The 16,400-nt window shown below is 70.9% G+C and carries 14 protein-coding genes; 10 read left to right on the top strand and 4 right to left on the bottom strand.

What is annotated here, in order from left to right; genetic code table 11:
• Window positions 1-6 precede the first annotated feature (6 nt).
• Together MSA03_RS08780 and MSA03_RS08775 are read left to right on the top strand one after the other, a co-directional pair.
• Window positions 7-2,163, top strand: coding sequence for a DEAD/DEAH box helicase (locus MSA03_RS08780; protein WP_147050530.1), 2,157 nt, complete (start codon window positions 7-9; stop codon window positions 2,161-2,163).
• A gap of 134 nt (window positions 2,164-2,297) precedes the next feature.
• Complete coding sequence (locus MSA03_RS08775; protein ID WP_028496053.1) at window positions 2,298-3,326, top strand: 6-phosphofructokinase; 1,029 nt, start codon at window positions 2,298-2,300, stop codon at window positions 3,324-3,326.
• A 281-nt stretch (window positions 3,327-3,607) separates the two neighbouring features.
• Here the strand turns inward: MSA03_RS08775 and MSA03_RS08770 are convergent, their stop codons facing one another.
• Both MSA03_RS08770 and MSA03_RS08765 read right to left on the bottom strand, forming a co-directional pair.
• Window positions 3,608-4,573, bottom strand: a complete 966-nt coding sequence (locus MSA03_RS08770; protein WP_147050528.1) for a putative endonuclease domain-containing protein — start codon at window positions 4,571-4,573, stop codon at window positions 3,608-3,610.
• Between the two features lie 336 nt (window positions 4,574-4,909).
• Window positions 4,910-7,015 (bottom strand): S9 family peptidase, encoded by a 2,106-nt coding sequence (locus MSA03_RS08765; RefSeq protein ID WP_174799863.1) that lies wholly within the window; start codon window positions 7,013-7,015, stop codon window positions 4,910-4,912.
• Between the two features lie 174 nt (window positions 7,016-7,189).
• On the opposite strand from MSA03_RS08765, the gene MSA03_RS08760 reads away from it, so the two are divergent.
• The 5 genes from MSA03_RS08760 (at window position 7,190) to MSA03_RS08740 (ending at window position 11,995) form a co-directional block, all read left to right on the top strand.
• Complete coding sequence (locus MSA03_RS08760; protein ID WP_244946378.1) at window positions 7,190-8,578, top strand: inorganic phosphate transporter; 1,389 nt, start codon at window positions 7,190-7,192, stop codon at window positions 8,576-8,578.
• A complete protein-coding gene (locus MSA03_RS08755; RefSeq protein WP_147050526.1) occupies window positions 8,575-8,910 on the top strand; it encodes a peptidase in 336 nt (111 codons plus the stop codon). Before MSA03_RS08760 ends, MSA03_RS08755 begins: the two co-directional genes overlap by 4 nt.
• Before the next feature lie 25 nt (window positions 8,911-8,935).
• The gene (locus MSA03_RS08750; RefSeq protein WP_147050523.1) at window positions 8,936-9,835 is read left to right on the top strand and encodes a metallophosphoesterase; all 900 of its coding nucleotides are present in this window, start codon (window positions 8,936-8,938) and stop codon (window positions 9,833-9,835) included.
• A gap of 125 nt (window positions 9,836-9,960) precedes the next feature.
• Window positions 9,961-11,412, top strand: a complete 1,452-nt coding sequence (locus tag MSA03_RS08745; RefSeq protein WP_028496049.1) for an aspartate ammonia-lyase — start codon at window positions 9,961-9,963, stop codon at window positions 11,410-11,412.
• A gap of 88 nt (window positions 11,413-11,500) precedes the next feature.
• Window positions 11,501-11,995 carry a DUF4190 domain-containing protein gene (locus tag MSA03_RS08740; protein WP_147050522.1) on the top strand — a complete coding sequence of 165 codons (495 nt, stop codon included), beginning with the start codon at window positions 11,501-11,503 and terminating at the stop codon, window positions 11,993-11,995.
• Between the two features lie 63 nt (window positions 11,996-12,058).
• Here MSA03_RS08740 and MSA03_RS08735 read toward each other — a convergent pair whose 3' ends face one another.
• Complete coding sequence (locus MSA03_RS08735) at window positions 12,059-12,925, bottom strand: fumarylacetoacetate hydrolase family protein (RefSeq protein WP_147050520.1); 867 nt, start codon at window positions 12,923-12,925, stop codon at window positions 12,059-12,061.
• A gap of 66 nt (window positions 12,926-12,991) precedes the next feature.
• Between MSA03_RS08735 and MSA03_RS08730 the strand changes: the two genes are divergently transcribed.
• From MSA03_RS08730 to MSA03_RS08720, 3 genes are all read left to right on the top strand, one after another.
• Window positions 12,992-14,161 (top strand): PrsW family intramembrane metalloprotease, encoded by a 1,170-nt coding sequence (locus MSA03_RS08730; RefSeq protein WP_028496046.1) that lies wholly within the window; start codon window positions 12,992-12,994, stop codon window positions 14,159-14,161.
• A 163-nt stretch (window positions 14,162-14,324) separates the two neighbouring features.
• The gene (locus MSA03_RS08725) at window positions 14,325-14,693 is read left to right on the top strand and encodes an FKBP-type peptidyl-prolyl cis-trans isomerase (protein ID WP_147050518.1); all 369 of its coding nucleotides are present in this window, start codon (window positions 14,325-14,327) and stop codon (window positions 14,691-14,693) included.
• A 137-nt stretch (window positions 14,694-14,830) separates the two neighbouring features.
• A complete protein-coding gene (locus tag MSA03_RS08720) occupies window positions 14,831-15,394 on the top strand; it encodes a YceI family protein (protein ID WP_147050516.1) in 564 nt (187 codons plus the stop codon).
• Between the two features lie 48 nt (window positions 15,395-15,442).
• Here MSA03_RS08720 and MSA03_RS08715 read toward each other — a convergent pair whose 3' ends face one another.
• The gene (locus tag MSA03_RS08715; RefSeq protein WP_244946382.1) at window positions 15,443-16,267 is read right to left on the bottom strand and encodes a DMT family transporter; all 825 of its coding nucleotides are present in this window, start codon (window positions 16,265-16,267) and stop codon (window positions 15,443-15,445) included.
• Between the last annotated feature and the right edge of the window lie 133 nt (window positions 16,268-16,400).

Here is a 16,400-nt window from a genome sequence, read left to right as displayed (position 1 = left end):
AGGAGCATGCCGACCACGGCATCCACCGCACGCAAGTCGTCGTCCCGGCGTCGTTCGGGCTCATCGGCTCGACGCGACGACGACGCGCCCCTCATCCCGATCCTCGCCCGCAAGGTGCGCGAGGTCGAGGCGAAGGCCCAGCGCGGCAAGCTCGGCCCCACCAACCGCGTCAAGTTCCAGGTCATCGCCTTCCTCGTCCGCGAGGAGCGGGCGCGGGTCAAGGCCGACGAGGACGTGCCGGCCGCCGCGCGCGCCGAGCTGCTCAAGCGCCTCGACGGAGTGGCGACGATCCTCGCGAAGACCGCGGCCCGCGACACGTCGCTCATCCAGCTGCTCGAAGTCGACCAGGCGACCTCCCCGGTCGCCCGCCGGATGCGCCGCGACTGGCTCCTCGAGTCGGGCGCCGACCTGCCCGAGGATGAGCTCATCATCACCGACGCCGCGCCGGTGCAGGCGTCCGTCGTCCCGGCGGCCCTCGCCGAGCGGCAGGTCGTCCCCCCGCAGATCGACGCGCGTCGCGAGTCGAACCCGTTCCTCGCGCCCGACGTCAGCCTCCGCGCCCCGCAGCCCACGCCGCGCCGGCGCCTGGACGGCTGGGAGCTCATGGGACCGCTGTACAAGGCGTTCGAGACCGGCGCCGGCGGCGGCGCCGCGTCGATGGACCTCCCGGAGGTCCCCGAGTTCGACCGGCTCTCGCCCAAGGGCCTCGAGATCATGCCGCACCAGTCCCGCTTCCTCGAAGCCGTGCGCGCCGGTCACCGCTCCTTCCTCCTGGCCGATGAGCCGGGCCTCGGGAAGACGGCGGAGTCCGTGCTCGCGGCATCCGTCGCGGGCGCTTACCCGCTGCTGGCGGTCGTCCCCAACGTCGTCAAGATGAACTGGGCCCGCGAGGTCGAGCGGTGGACGCCGCAGCGCCGCGCCACCGTCATCCACGGCGACGGCGACCAGGTGGACGCGTTCGCCGACGTCTTCATCGTCAACTACGAGGTGCTCGACCGGCACCTGTCCTGGCTGGCCTCCCTGGGGCTCAAGGGCATGGTCGTCGACGAGGCGCACTTCATCAAGAACCTGTCCTCGCAGCGCTCGCAGAACGTGCTGGGTCTCGCGACCCGCATCCGCGAGCAGGTGCGCGACCCGCTCATGCTGGCCCTCACCGGTACGCCGCTCATCAACGACGTCGAGGACTTCGACGCGATCTGGCGCTTCCTCGGCTGGACCAACGGTGAGAAGCCCGGCCCCGCCCTCATGGAGAAGCTCGACGCGACCGGCCTGACCCCTGCCGACAAGGCGTTCTACCCGGAGGCCCGCGACGCCGTCATCTCGATGGGCATCGTCCGTCGCAAGAAGAAGGACGTCGCCGCCGACCTGCCCGACAAGCTCATCGCCGACCTCCCCGTGGAGCTCGACGACGAGTTCGGCCGGTCGATCCGCGAGGCCGAGCGCGAGCTGGGCCAGCGCCTGGCGGCGAAGTACCGCCGCATCATCGAGGCGCGCGGCGACCGCGTGTTCCTCGGCGAGTTCGACGAGGACATCGTGCGCCTCGTGGCGCACGGCGAGCTCGAGGAGGCCAAGGCCGCCGGCTCCGGCTCGGAGAACGTCTTCACCATGGTGCGGCGCATCGGGCAGGCGAAGGCTCTGCTCGCCGCGGACTACACCGTGCAGCTGCAGCGCTCCGTCGGCAAGGTCGTCTTCTTCGCGAAGCACATCGACGTGATGGATGCCGCGGAGGACCTCTTCGCCGCCGCGGGGCTGCGCACCGTCTCGATCCGCGGCGACCAGACGACGCCCGCGCGTCAGCAGGCCATCGACGCGTTCAACAACGACCCCGAGGTCGCTGTCGCGGTCTGCTCGCTGACCGCCGCCGGCGTCGGCCTGAACATGCAGGCCGCGTCCAACGTCGTCCTCGCCGAGCTGTCGTGGACCGCCGCGGAGCAGACCCAGGCGATCGACCGCGTGCACCGCATCGGCCAGGACGAGCCGGTCACCGCGTGGCGGATCATCGCCGCGCACACGATCGACACGAAGATCGCCGAACTCATCGACTCGAAGCAGGGACTCGCGGCCCGGGCGCTCGACGGCGAGGCCGTCGACCCGACATCCAGCGACTCCGTGCAGCTGTCCGCGCTCATGCACCTGCTGCGGCAGGCGCTCGGCGGCGCCTGATCGCAGGTCTCGCACCGGGTCGGCCGTCGACGGTTATCGACGGCCGACCCGGTGGCAGCCCGGCGCCCGGCGGCGATAGTGTCGAAGCCAGGCAACGGTGCCGCAGCATCCCTGACACCACGAAGGATCTCTCCATGAAGATCGGCATCCTCACCAGCGGCGGCGACTGCCCCGGCCTGAACGCGGTCATCCGCGGCGTCGTGCTCAAGGGCACGACCAACTACAACATCGAGTTCGTCGGCATCCGCGACGGCTGGCGCGGCGTCGTGGACGGTGACTTCTTCCCGCTGACCCGCCACGAGGTGAAGGGCCTGTCGAAGGTCGGGGGCACGATCCTCGGCACGAGCCGCACCAACCCCTACGAGGGCCCGCGCGGCGGCGCCGAGAACATCGCGAAGACCCTGTACGGCCACCGCATCGACGGCATCATCGCGATCGGCGGCGAGGGCACTCTCGCCGCGGCGAACCGCCTGGCGAACGACGGCATCAACGTGCTGGGCGTCCCGAAGACGATCGACAACGACCTGCGCGCGACGGACTACTCGTTCGGCTTCGACACCGCGGTGAACATCGCCACCGACGCGATGGACCGCCTCCGCACGACCGGTGACTCCCACCAGCGCTGCATGGTCGCCGAGGTCATGGGCCGCCACGTCGGCTGGATCGCACTGCATGCGGGAGTCGCCGCCGGCGCCCATGTCATCTGCATCCCCGAGGTGCCGATGTCGATCGACGAGATCGTCGCCCAGGTGACGAAGGCCCACGACCGCGGTCGCGCGCCGCTCGTCGTCGTGTCGGAGGGCTTCACCCTCACCGGCATGGACGAGGCTTACAGCGACAAGGGCCTGGACGCCTTCAACCGCCCCCGCCTCGGCGGCATCGGGGAGATCCTCGCCCCGGAGATCGAGCGCCGCACCGGCATCGAGACCCGGGCGACCGTGCTCGGCCACATCCAGCGCGGCGGCTCGCCGTCGGCGTTCGACCGCGTCCTCGCGACGCGCCTGGGCCTGCACGCCGCCGACGCCATCATGGAGCAGGCGTGGGGTCAGATGGTGTCGCTGCGCGGCACCGACATCGTGCGCGTGTCGTTCGAGGACGCCCTGGGCGAGCTCAACAACGTCCCCCTGTATCGCTACGAGGAGGCCGCCGCCCTCTTCGGGTGACGCGCGGGGGCGCGGCGGGCCGCCGGAGCGCGCGACCGACGGCCCCCTCCGGCGTCCCCGCCATCCCGCAGGCCTGCCCCTTCCGTCCTGTGTCACACAAGCGGCGGCTGGTGGCGCGTGCGCGTGCGCGAAGCGGGACATGGCGGCAACGCATGTCACACGAACCGCGCCGGACGGGCGCTACACCCGCGAGTTCTGTGACAGGAACGTCGGATGCGGATGCGGATGCGGATGGTGCCGATGCGGATGCGGATGCGGATGGTGCCGAGCGGAGGGGTGGGTCAGTCGACGCCGGGGCGCCAACCACGGGCGATGAGCGCATCCGTCACCTTGGCGAGCGCCCGGCGGGGATCAGGCCGCAGGTGGTGGCTCAGGATGCGCACGAGCAGCCAGCCTTCGTCGCGAATGGCATCCCACCGGTCGGCGTCCTTCGCGAACTGCTGCTCATCGAACGCGTGCGTGCGTCCGTCGTGCTCTACGGCACCGCGGTAGCCCGGATAGGCGAGATCCAGACGCGCGATGAAGCGGCCGAGGCTATCCTGCAAGCGGTGGTTCAGCGAGGGTTCCGGTAACCCGGCTCGCATCAGAAGCAGCCGCACATGGGTCTCCTCCGCCGTTTCCGCGCCGACGCGCACCTCCGCACGCGCACGCGTGAGGAGACCCCCGCGTAGGTCGCCGGCGTCCGCTATCTCGGCGCGGAGATCAGCTGGCGTGATGATTCGATGCCGGGGACACACGAGGTGATCTGCCGCAGCGATCACGTCGTCGAGATCCCAGGTCCGCGCGGCCTGCCGCCATGCTCGTGCGGGGTGCTCGATCGGGAGTCCGTGAGCGGTACCCCGGGCGGGTGCGCGGGCTTGCAGGCGATGTCCCACCACGCCTGCCCGGCGCGGCTGGCCCGCCGGGCGGCGAGCTGACACGTGCAGTTCCCACGCCGTGGCACGCAGGTACGGCAGGGGCGCGCCCAGCAGGGCGAGCGCCGTGCCGTGGCTGAAGAACTGATCGGGAGTCAGCGCGGGCGCAACGGCCGCCGCGCGCTCGAGCAGGTCGGCGCGGAGGCGGTCCTGCTGGTGCGCCGACCTCGCCGGCGTCGCCAAGGTCACCGAGCGGGCGACCCGGACACCACGCGTCGGCGTGAGAAGGTCTCCCGCTCTCAGTCTTGACGGCGTCACACCGGACGCCAAAGCCTCGGCGACGCGAAACGGTCGCGCCCCGAATTCCGCGGGAAGCGGCGTGATCCTCGTCATCCGCCCAGTCGAGCGCCGAACGCCGGTCACCCGCCCATGGGCAGCGCGATCGGTCGTGACGTGCGCGAATCTAGCCCCTGGGGAGGAGCCGCTGCATGTCACAGAATATGCGGGTCGAGCTGCCCGCAAGTCCGCCTCCTGTGACATCCCTGTCTCAGTTGTCTCGCCAACTGCGGGAGACGGGTCCGCGACCCGCGCCAGGTGTGACATGCCGGGGACGCCGAAGGGGATGCCGGGCGCCGGGGACGCCGAAGGGATGCCGGGCGCCGGGGATGCCGGGCGGCGGGGATGCCGGGCGCCCGGGTCAGCCCCCCGACCCGCCGGCCCCAGCCGCGCTCAGTCGGCGAGGCCGAGGACGTCCAGCAGCCAGGCCAGCTCGAACGCCCGCTGCTTCCAGGCGTTGTAGCGCCCGCTCACCCCGCCGTGGCCGGCGACCATCTCGCACTTCAGCAGCGCGTCGGCGCCCACCTCGCGCAGGCGCGCGACCCACTTGGCGGGCTCGACGTACAGCACGCGCGTGTCGTTGAGCGACGTGACGGCGAGGATCCGGGGGTACGCGACGCCTTCGCGGACGTTCTCGTACGGCGTGTACGACTTCATGTACTCGTAGACGCTGGGGTCGTGCAGCGGGTCGCCCCACTCGTCCCACTCGACGACGGTCAGCGGCAGCGAGGGGTCGAGGATCGTCGTCAGCGCGTCCACGAACGGCACGTCGGCCAGGATGCCGGCGAAGAGCTCCGGCGCGAGGTTGGCCACCGCGCCCATGAGCAGGCCGCCCGCCGATCCGCCCTCGGCGACGAGCAGGTCCGGGGTGGTGCGGCCTTCGGCCACGAGGTGCCGCGCGCACGCGACGAAGTCGGTGAAGGTGTTGCGCTTGTGCAGCAGCTTGCCGTCCTCGTACCACTGCCGGCCCATCTCGCCGCCGCCGCGGACGTGCGCGATCGCGAACACGACGCCGCGGTCGAGCATCGACAGGCGCGCCACCGAGAAGCCGGGGTCGATCGAGTGCTCGTACGACCCGTAGCCGTAGAGGTGCACGGGCCGCGGGCCGTCGCCCGCATCGAAGGCGCGCTTCCAGACGAGCGAGATCGGGATGCGGGTGCCGTCCTCGGCCGTCGCCCACAGGCGCTCCTGCGCGTACTCCTCCGGGTCGTAGCCGCCGAGCACCGGCTGGCGACGCCGCAGCAGCAGTTCGCCGGTCTCCACGACGTAGTCGTAGACGGTGCCCGGCGTGACGAACGAGCCGTAGCCGAGCCGCAGCACCGGCGGCGCCCACTCCGGGTTGCCGGAGGCGCCCACGGTGTACAGCGGCTCGTCGAACGCGAGCTCGGTCAGCGCGCCGCTGCCGTAGTCGAGGAGCCCCACCCGGGACAGCCCCTCGCGGCGGTATGACACGACGCCCCAGTCGCGGAACGCCGACACGTCCTCCAGGCGCCGGCCCGGCACGTGCGCCAGCACGACCTCGTGGGGGCCCTCCGGGTCGGATGCCGCGACGCGGACGAGCTCGAAGTCCAGGGCGCCGTCGTTGTGCAGGATGTAGAGCACGTCCTCGCCGTCGACGACGGCGTGCGTCAGGGAGTAGTCCACGCCCTCCCGCCGCGGCCAGACCGGCTGCAGCGGCGATCGGAGGTCGGTGGCATCCACGAGGAACTCCTCGCTCGTGATCGACGACTCCGCCGCGATGACGAGGTAGCGGTCGCTGCGTGTGAAGCCCGCGCCCACCCAGTAGCGCTCGTCGGGCTCGTGGAAGAGCTTCGCGTCGGTCGCGGCATCCGTTCCGACCTCGTGCAGCCACACCGTGTCGGGCCGCCACGCGTCGTCGACGGTCGTGTACACGACGAAGCGCCCGTCCGGGGAGAACATCGCCCCCGCCGAGGTCTCCGGGATGACGTCGCCGAGGTCGCCGCCGCTCGCGAGGTCGCGGATGCGGAGCGTGTAGCGCTCGTCGCCCTGCGTGTCGACGCCGTAGAGCAGGCGCGTGCCGTCGGTGGACACGTCGAAGGTGCCGAGGGAGAAGAACTCGTGACCCGCTGCCTCGACGTTGCCGTCCAGGAGGACCTGCTCGCCGGGGATCGCGACGTCGGGGGAGAGGACGGGCGGCGTCCAGTCGTCCGCGTCGGCGAGCGGGGCGCGGCAGTGGATGCCGTACTGGCTGCCCTCGACCGTGCGGCTGTAGTACCACCACGACCCCCGCCGGCTCGGGACGGACAGGTCCGTCTCGAGCGTGCGGCCCTTGATCTCCTGGTAGATCCGCTCCTGCAGGGGCTCGAGGTGGGCGGTGCGCTCCTGCGTGTAGGCGTTCTCCGCGGCCAGGTGGGCGAGGACCTGTTCGTCCTCCTTCGCCCGCAGCCATTCGTAGGGATCGACGACATCGTCACCGTGATGGCTGCGGGTGGTCGGACGGGCGGGAACGGCGGGGGCGGAGGGCTCCGAGATGGTCACCGTCCCACGCTAACCGACCCCCCGCGGGGGCGGGTGCGACGGTTCTGCGATCGGCCGCGGATGTGCGAGGATTTCCGTGGTCCGGTTGCCGGAACATGAACCCACGGTGAACTGTTCGTTCGCACCGCCGATCCCATCGGCACCCTCCCCACGAATCCCGACGGAAAGCGAACTGTGGAAACCGCCGTAATCATCGTGCTGCTCGTCATCGCGCTGGCGCTGTTCTTCGACTTCACGAACGGCTTCCACGACACCGCGAACGCGATGGCGACGCCCATCGCGACGGGTGCCCTCAAGCCCAAGGTCGCCGTGCTCCTGGCGGCGAGCCTCAACCTCGTCGGCGCGTTCCTGTCCACCGAGGTCTCCAAGACGATCTCGCACGGCATCATCCAAGAGGATCAGATCGAGCCGTTGGCGTTCCTGCCGATCATCTTCGCCGGCCTCATCGGCGCGATCACCTGGAACATGCTGACCTGGCTGCTCGGTCTGCCCTCCAGTTCGTCGCACGCGCTCTTCGGCGGCCTCATCGGCGCCACGCTCGTCGGCGCGAGCGTCACCGCCATCGACTTCGGCGTCGTGCTCAGCAAGGTCGTGCTGCCCGCCCTCATCGCGCCGTTCACGGCGGGTGTCATCGCCTTCCTCCTGACGCGTCTCGCGTACGCCATGACGCGTCGCTACGACAACAAGCCGGACGGCCGCGACGGCTTCCGGTGGGGTCAGATCTTCACGTCGTCGCTCGTCGCCCTCGCGCACGGCACGAACGACGCGCAGAAGACCATGGGCGTCATCACGCTCGCGCTCATCATGGCCGGCCTGCAGGACGGTGCGCACGCCGACCCGCAGCTGTGGGTCATCTTCGCCTGCGCCTTCACGATCGCGCTCGGCACCTACATGGGCGGCTGGCGCATCATCCGCACGCTCGGCAAGGGTCTCACCGACGTCAAGCCGGCGCAGGGCTTCTCCGCGGAGTCGTCCACCGCCGCGACGATCCTCGCCTCCAGCGCCCTCGGCTTCGCCCTGTCCACCACGCAGGTCGCCTCCGGCTCCGTCATCGGGTCGGGCCTCGGCCGTCGCGGGTCCACGGTGCGCTGGCGCACCGTCGGTCGCATCGCGATCGGCTGGCTCCTGACCCTCCCCGCCTCCGGCGCCGTCGGCGCGTTCGCGGCGCTCCTCGTCGTCCTGTTCGGCGGCTGGGGCATCGCGATCGACGCGGTCCTCGCCGTCGCCATCAGCCTCGCCCTGTTCTGGCGGTCGCGCCGAAACCAGGTCGATTCCTCCAACGCCATGAGCGAGGTCGCCGACTCGGGACTCGCCGTCAAGGTCAAGCGCAATCCTCCGCCGACGCGCCGCCAGCGCGCGATCCTGCGTGAGCAGGCGCGGCGGAAGGCCGAGCAGGAGGCCCGCGAGAAGGCGGAGCGCAAGGCCAAGGCCAAGGCGGATGCCCGCCAGGCCGCCGATGACAAGCGGGCGCGCGACAAGGTCCGCGCTGCCGGGAAGCCCGGGACCGGCCCGGCCGCACCCCCGGTCGACCTTCCGGGCGCGCCGAAGGGGGACGAGAAGTGAACATCTCGATCGACTGGCTCGCGTTCCTGCAGGTGTTCGGCGCGGCGCTCGCTGCCGGCACCGTCGTCGTCGCCTTCTACGCGCTGGGGCTGCGGATGCTGGTGCGCGCCGGCCGGGCACCGGTCGTGGCCCCCGCCGAGTTCACCGACGCCATCACCGTGATCACGGAGAAGGAGGCCCGTCGCGCAGCGAAGGCCGCCGCGAAGGCGGCCCGCAAGAGCCCGCTCACCGACGGGCAGAAGCGCGTCGCGCTCGTCGCCGCGTACGCGTCGTTCTTCCTCTGCGGTCTCGCGGTCCTCGGCGGACTGCTCCTCATCATCTTCGGGCACTGACGGAGGGTCGTCCTAGGCTGTCGACATGGAGACAGTGCAGTTCGGACGGCATGCCCCGCCACGGCGCGTGATCGTGCACCTCAGCGACACGCATCTGCTCGCCGGCAACCCGCCGCTCGGTGGGCGCTACGACACCGCGGCCAACCTCGCCGCCACGCTCGCCGCCGTCGCTCGCACCGGCATCCGCCCGGATGCGCTGGTCTTCACGGGCGACCTCACCGACCTGGGCGAGCCCGACGCCTACCGCGCGCTCCGCGCCGCCGTGCAGCCGCTCGCCGACCGGCTCGGCGCCCCCATCGTCTGGGTCGCCGGAAACCACGACGAGCGTCCCGCGCTGCGCGGCGCTCTGCTCGGGCAGGAACCCACCGGCGAGCCCGTCACCGGCATCTGGGATCTCGGCGGACTTCGCCTCATCGCGCTGGACACGAGCGTCCCCGGCTGGCACCACGGCGACCTCGACGACGGCCAGCTCGCCTGGCTCCGCGGCATCCTCTCCGACCCCGCCCCGCTCGGCACCCTCCTGGCCCTCCACCATCCGCCGCTGCCCAGCCACATCCCGCTGTTCGACATCCTCGAGCTGCGTCGACAGGACGCCCTCGCCGACGTGATCGCGGGATCGGACGTGCGCGGCATCCTCGCGGGCCACCTGCACTACTCGACCAGCGGAACCTTCGCCGGCGTGCCCGTCAGCGTCGCCGCGGCCACGTGCTACACGATGAACCTGCAGCGCCCGGCGACGGAGATCAACGGGATGGATGCCGGCCAGTCCTTCCACCTCGTGCACGTCTACGACGACACCATCACGCACGCCGTCGTCCCCGTCGTCGCGGCCGAGACGGCGGAGACGTTCTCCGCGGAGTGGGTGGCGCGGATGGCGGAGCTCACCCCCGAGCAGCGGCTCGAAGCCTTCTCCCGCAAACGCTGAAGACTCGCCCGCGCGTACAGCCCCGACGGCAGCGGTGTCCACCGCGTCCATCCATCGTGGATGTGCCCGCGGGTAGGCTCGAGGCACACCCTTCCCGCTGTGACGACCCACGAGGACTGCACACCATGGCCGAGGACGCGATGACGCGCACGGAAACCGATTCACTGGGATCGCTGGAGATCCCCGCCCATGCCTACTGGGGCATCCATACCGCCCGGGCCCTGGAGAACTTCCCGATCTCCCTCCGTCCCATCTCCGTGTACCGCGACCTCGTCGTCGGGCTCGCGATGGTCAAGCAGGCCTCCGCGCGCGCCAACCGGGAGATCGGCGTCCTCGACGACGAGCGCGCAGGCCTCATCGACGAGGCCTGCCAGCGGATCATCGACGGCGAGTTCCACGACCAGTTCGTCGTCGGCGTCGTCCAGGGCGGCGCCGGCACCTCGACGAACATGAACGCGAACGAGGTCATCACCAACGTCGCGCTCGAGATCGCCGGGCGGCCCAAGGGCGACTACGCGTACCTGTCGCCGATCGACCACACGAACCGCAGCCAGTCCACGAACGACGTCTACCCGACCGCGATCAAGGTGGGCCTGGGCCTCGACCTGCGGACACTGCTGGAGGAGCTCGACCTCCTCCGGCAGTCCTTCCTCGCGAAGGCGCACGAGTTCCACGACATCCTCAAGGTCGGCCGCACGCAGCTGCAGGATGCCGTCCCGATGACGCTGGGGCAGGAGTTCCACGGGTTCGCGACGACGCTCGGGGAGGACTATCACCGGCTCAAGGAGAACGCGTACCTCCTGTGCGAGGTGAACATGGGCGCGACCGCGATCGGCACGGGCATCACGACGCATCCCGACTACGCGGCCGCCGTCATCCGCCACCTCCGCGAGATCAGCGGGCTGGACCTGGAGACCGCGGAGGATCTCGTCGAATCCACGAGCGACACCGGCGCCTTCATGTCGTTCTCGTCGTCGCTCAAGCGCAACGCCATCAAGCTCTCCAAGATCAGCAACGACCTGCGCCTGCTCTCCAGCGGCCCGCAGGCCGGGTTCGGCGAGATCAACCTGCCCGCACGCCAGGCCGGCTCGAGCATCATGCCCGGCAAGGTCAACCCGGTCATCCCCGAGGTCGTGAACCAGGTGGCGTTCGCCGTCGCCGGGGCGGACCTGACCGTCACGATGGCGGTGGAGGGCGGCCAGCTGCAGCTCAACGCGTTCGAGCCGATCATCGCGCACTCGATCTTCCAGTCGATCACCTGGATGCGGCGGGGCATGCGGACGCTCCGCATCAACTGCGTCGACGGGATCACCGCGAACCGCGAGCGGCTGGGCGCCATGGTCGGCTCGTCGGTCGGCGTCGTCACGGCGCTCACCCCGTACATCGGCTATGCCGCCTCGGCGGCCCTGGCCAAGGCCGCCCTGCTGACCGGACGCAACGTCGGCGACCTCGTCGTGGAGGCCGGGCTGATGTCGCGCGAGGACGTCGACAAGCAGCTCTCGCCGGCCCGGCTGTCCGGCCTGGAGGCGATCACGCAGGCGATCCCGATCCACAGCGCCGCCGAAGACGTCATCTGAGGCTGAGCGCGGCGCCTTTGCGCGCGCGGCGCCCTTCGCTAACGTCGCACCTGCCGGATCTTCTCCGGCGTTCACTTCAGGAGGCCGCATGACCGACCCGCAGAACCCGACCCCGCCCCCCTACGAGCCGCCGGCGGCCCAGCCCCAGGCGTACCAGCCGCCCGCGTACGAGCAGCCCGCGTACCCGCAGAGCACCGCTCCCGCCTATGCCGCTCCCGCGTATCCGTCGGCCGGCTACGACGCGCCCGGGGCACCGATCCCGGGTCGCACGATGGGCATCGTCGCCTTCATCCTGTCCTTCTTCGCCCAGCCCGTCGCGCTGATCCTGGGGATCATCGCACTCGTCCAGAGCAAGAAGGCGGGGCACAAGAACGGCTTCGCGGTCGCCGCGATCATCATCAGCGCGGTGCTGCTCGTCGTCGGGATCATCGTCGCCATCGCGCTCGTGGCCTGGTTCGGCTCCGCGGCGGCCGACCTGGGTACGCAGCTGCAGGCCTGCCTGGACAACGGCGGCGTCGGCACCGTGGAGATCAACGGCATCACGATGTCCTGCGAGGAACTGCTCTCCGAGTCCGGCTACTGAGTACGGACCCGGCACGACGGCGGCGGCCTCCGGGCCGTCGCCGTTCGTCGTTCCGTGGCAGGCTCAGCCGAGGATGCGGCAGTGCGTCGTGAGCTCGCCGATCCCGTCGATGCCGACCGTGACGGTGGAGCGGTCGCGGAGGAACACCTGGGGGTCGCGCGAATAGCCGGCACCGCCCGGGCTGCCGGTGGAGATCAGTGTGCCGGGGAGCAGGGTGGCGGCCTGCGAGAGCTGGGCGATGAGCGCGGAGACCGGCCGGATCATCCGCCCGGTCGAGGCGTCCTGCACCGTCTGACCGTCCACGACGGCCCAGATGTGCAGATCCTGCGGGTCGGGCACCTCGTCGGCGGTCACCACGACCGGCCCGTTGGGCGTGAAGCCGTCGAACGACTTGCACCGCGACCACTGGGCCTCGGAGAACTGGATGTCGCGGGCCGTGATGTCGTTGACCACGGTGTAGCCCCAGACATGGCTCAGGGCGTCCTCCTCGGCGACGTCGCGCGCCGGGCGGCCGATGATGACGCCGAGCTCGGCCTCGTAGTCGATGGACTCGCTGAGCGACCGGGGCCACGTCGTCGTCGCGTCGTGTCCCGTGAGGGAGTTCGGCCAGAGCACGAACACCGTCGGGGCCTTGTCGGCCTTCAGGCCCAGCTCGCTGGAGTGTGCGGCGTAGTTCAAGCCGACGGCCAGGACGACCGGCGGCCGCTGCACGGCCGACGCGAAGGCGTACCCGTCCACGGGCTGCCATTCCCCGGCGGACGCCGCGGCCTCCCGCACGCGCTGCAGCAGCGCCTCGCCGCCCTCGATGAGGGCCTGCAGGTGCGCGGGCGCACCGTCGAAGAGGGCGGGGACGAGGAGTGCCTCGCCGCCTCGGATGACGGCGAGCTGCGGCTCGTCGCCCCCAGGAGGAGTCACATGGGCGAAGCGCATCCTTCCAGGCTACCCGTCGCCCGTCGCTCTCCGCCCGGCGGAACCTGCACCCATAGGCTGATCGCCATGACATACCCGTCACCGCTGGCGCAGCCTCCGCACAGCGCCCCCGCGCTCATCCCGCCGGCACCGGCCGCGGCCGCCGCACTCCCGGTCCCGCCGCGTGCCGGCCGCGCTGCACCGATCTGGGGCTTCGGGATCCTGATCGTCCTGCTGGTCGCCCTGGCGGCCTATCTCCTGACCTTCCTGGGCGTCGTCGCCGCGGGGGTGGGCATGGTGCTCGCCCTGCTGCCGCTCGCGGGCGTGCTCCTGGCCATCCGGCTCGTCGACCGCTGGGAGCCCGAACCGCGCTCCCTCGTCGTCTTCGCCGTCGCGTGGGGCGCGGTCGCCGCCGTCGCGATCTCCCTCCTCGTCGACATCGCGCTCACCCTGCTGCTCGGAGACGACGGCTCGCCGCTGCGGGAGGCGTTCTCCACCGTCGTGCAGGCGCCGCTCGTGGAGGAGTTCGCCAAGGGCCTCGGAGTGCTGATCATCTTCGCGGTCGGTCGCCGGGCGTTCGACGGACCGGTGGACGGCGTCGTCTACGGCGCGCTCGTGGGCGCCGGGTTCGCGTTCACGGAGAACATCCTCTATTTCGCCACGAGCCTCATCGAGGGGGGCGTCGCCGAGACGACCGTCACCTTCTTCCTCCGCGGCATCCTCTCCCCGTTCGCGCACGTCATGTTCACGACGGTGACGGGCTACCTGCTCGGACGGGCGGCCCGGGCGGGCCGGACGGCCGGGAGCTCGTTCGGGGTCTGGATGCTCGGCGTGCTGGGAGCGGCGGCCCTGCACGCGCTGTGGAACGGCTCGGCGCTGTTCGCGGACTTCTTCGCCCTGTACGCGACCCTGCAGGTGCCGCTCTTCGTCTGCTTCATCATCGGGGTCACGCTGCTGCGCCGGGAAGAGGCGCGCCTCACCCGCACGCGTCTGGGGGAGTATGCCGCGGCGGGATGGTTCAGCCCCGCCGAGGTGCACATGCTCGCGACTCCGCAGGGTCGGCGGCGCGCGGTCGCCTGGGCGCGGACGCTCCCCGGCGACCGCTCCGCGACTATGCGCGGATTCATCGCCGAGGCGACGGCGCTCGCCGCCGCGCGGCAGCGCGCGCTCTCCGGCCGCGATCCCGGAGCCGTCGAGGACGAACGGCTCTATCTCGCGCGCACGACCGCGACGCGCGAACGCCTGCTGCGCCGCTGAGGACGAGGACGCCGACCGGGAATGACTCAGCGCCCGGTGCAGCGGGCGATGCCTGCGTGTCTACCGGGCGCTGAGTTGGCCTGAGGCCATTCTGTCCGCGCCGTTCGGGGGTGTCAAGGGTGCTCGCGTTGACCGGGCCGCCGCGCTCGGGTTGGATGGGAGGATGACTGATGACCGCACCAAGCCCGAGTTCGACGCCCCCGTCGGCCCCGCCCCCGCAGACCTCGTCGTCCGCGACCTGATCGTCGGGGACGGCCCGGAAGCCAAGCCCGGCGACACCGTGACCGTCCACTACGCCGGTGTCGAGTACGACTCCGGCGAGGAGTTCGACTCGTCCTGGGGGCGTGGCGAGAGCATCCAGTTCCCGCTCCGCGGCCTCATCCAGGGCTGGCAGGACGGCATCCCCGGCATGAAGGTCGGCGGACGCCGCGAACTCGTCATCCCGCCGCACCTGGCCTACGGACCGGCCGGTGGTCACTTCCTCGGCGGCAAGACCCTGATCTTCATCATCGATCTGATCGCCGTCGGCTGAGAGCCGTCGAGAAGGGCGGATGCTGCGGCATCCGCCCTTCTGCGTTCCCGGCACGCTTTTTATATTCGAGGGAATAGATCGAGCCGGCCCGCGTTGGACCCTGTCAGACCAGTCCAACGACCAAAGGACAGCAGCACATGACCACGACCACCTCCGCCCTCGAGATCCCCGGCTACAAGGCAGGCACCTGGGTGCTCGACCCCTCGCACAGCGAGGTGTCGTTCAGCGTCCGCCACATGATGATCTCGAAGGTCCGCGGCACGTTCGGCCTGAAGAGCGCGACGATCGTCGCCCCGGAGAACCCGCTGGAGGCCCGTGTGGAGGCCAGCGTCGACGTCACCTCGGTCGACACCAAGGACGAGGGCCGCGACGCCCACCTGCGCTCCGCCGAGTTCTTCGACGTCGAGCAGTTCCCGACCCTCGACTTCGTCTCCACCGGCGTCCGCTACGAGGGGGGCGACTTCCTCGTCGACGGCGACCTCACCATCCGCGGCGTCACCAAGCCCGCCACGTTCGAGCTCGAGTTCGGCGGCTTCGGCACCGACCCGTGGGGCAACTACAAGGCCGGCGCGACGGCGAAGACCGTCATCAACCGCGAGGACTTCGGCCTGACCTGGAACGCGGCGCTGGAGACCGGCGGCGTGCTCGTCGGCAAGGACGTCACCATCACCCTCGACCTGCAGGGGTCGCTGCAGGCCTGATCTGCGTGCAGTGCGAAGCGCGGACGCCGATGCGGCGTCCGCGCTTCGTCATGTCCGGGCGCGCAGGTGCAGCCGGTCCTGCGCGAGCAGGATGCCGAGGAAGACGACGGCGGCGCCCACCGGCTCGTTCCAGGACAGGTGCTCGCCGAGGAGGACGACGCCCAGCACGACGCCGACGACGGGCGTGATGTAGGTGACGGTCGAGGCGCGGGTCGGGCCCCAGGCGCGGAGCACGTTCTGGTTCCAGATGTACGCGACGCCTGTGCCGAGGCAGCCGAGCAGCACGAGGCTCAGCACGATCCAGACGTCGAGGGTCACCGGCGTCAGGGCGATGAGCGGCGTGAGCAGCACCATGATGACGGCGGCGAGCCCGATGTTCAGGAACGAGAAGACGAGCGCCGACATGCCGGTGTCGGACGCGAACCGGCGCATGTAGGCGAGGCTGAAGCCGTAGCAGGCCGTCGCCCCCAGGATCGCCAGCTGTGCGATGAGCGACTGCGCGAGGTCGAGCCCCTGCCAGGGCGCGATGATCACCATGACCCCCGCGATGCCGACGAGGATGCCGGCGATCTGCACGGGCTTGAGCTTCTCGACGCGGAACACCGCCCACGCCATGATCGCCGTCATGATGGGCGTCGTGGCGTTGTAGATGCTCGCCAGCCCCGAAGTGACGTGCTGCTGCGCCCAGGAGAAGAGCAGGAACGGGATGACGCAGAACGTCACCGCGAGGACGAGCATGTGACCCCAGACGCGGAGCCGCCGGGGGAGCCGCTCGCGACGGGCCAGGACGAAGAGGCCGAGCGTCAGGGTGCCGAGGACGAGCCGGGTCCACGCGACCTGCGCGGGGGAGACCCCGCCCAGCGCCACCTTCATGAACAGGAAGCTCGAGCCCCAGATGACGCCCGTGAGCACGAACTGCCACACGATGGTCGACGAACGCGGCCCGGTGCGTGCGGGGCGGACGAGGGGCGGGGATGCGGTGGCCACGCGCCGACTCTAGACCCGG

Source organism: Microbacterium saccharophilum, from assembly GCF_007992455.1.
Lineage (GTDB): Bacteria > Actinomycetota > Actinomycetes > Actinomycetales > Microbacteriaceae > Microbacterium > Microbacterium saccharophilum.
Note: the sequence above shows the minus strand (reverse complement) of the source record. Positions and strands in the feature narration are given on the sequence as shown.